The 857-nt window shown below is 66.9% G+C and carries 1 pseudogene; it reads left to right on the top strand.

The features are described 5' to 3' along the window. Window positions 1–857 (top strand): annotated as a pseudogene (locus G6W55_RS37910) (DNA-directed RNA polymerase subunit beta'); the annotation flags it as partial.

Here is an 857-nt window from a genome sequence, read left to right as displayed (position 1 = left end):
ACCGGCAAGGGCCAGAAGAAGACCCGTGCGCTCAAGCGCCTCAAGGTCGTCTCCGCGTTCCTCCAGACCAGCAACAGCCCCAAGGGCATGGTGCTGGACTGCGTGCCGGTCATCCCGCCGGACCTGCGTCCGATGGTGCAGCTCGACGGTGGCCGCTTCGCGACCTCCGACCTGAACGACCTGTACCGCCGTGTCATCAACCGCAACAACCGCCTGAAGCGGCTTCTCGACCTCGGCGCGCCCGAGATCATCGTGAACAACGAGAAGCGCATGCTCCAGGAGGCCGTCGACGCGCTCTTCGACAACGGCCGCCGCGGCCGCCCGGTGACGGGCCCCGGCAACCGTCCGCTGAAGTCGCTGTCCGACATGCTCAAGGGCAAGCAGGGCCGCTTCCGTCAGAACCTCCTCGGCAAGCGTGTGGACTACTCCGCGCGTTCCGTGATCGTCGTCGGTCCGCAGCTCAAGCTGCACCAGTGCGGCCTGCCGAAGGCGATGGCGCTGGAGCTGTTCAAGCCGTTCGTGATGAAGCGGCTCGTGGACCTCAACCACGCGCAGAACATCAAGAGCGCCAAGCGCATGGTGGAGCGCGGCCGCACCGTCGTGTACGACGTCCTCGAAGAGGTCATCGCCGAGCACCCGGTGCTGCTGAACCGTGCGCCCACCCTGCACCGCCTCGGCATCCAGGCCTTCGAGCCGCAGCTCGTCGAGGGCAAGGCCATCCAGATCCACCCGCTCGTCTGCACCGCGTTCAACGCGGACTTCGACGGTGACCAGATGGCCGTGCACCTGCCGCTGTCCGCGGAGGCGCAGGCCGAGGCCCGCATCCTGATGCTGTCCTCGAACAACATCCTCAAGCC

Origin of the sequence: Streptomyces sp. CAI-85 (genome assembly GCF_013363615.1) — a bacterium.
Lineage (GTDB): Bacteria > Actinomycetota > Actinomycetes > Streptomycetales > Streptomycetaceae > Streptomyces > Streptomyces antibioticus_B.
This window is presented reverse-complemented; position numbering and strand designations above follow the sequence as displayed.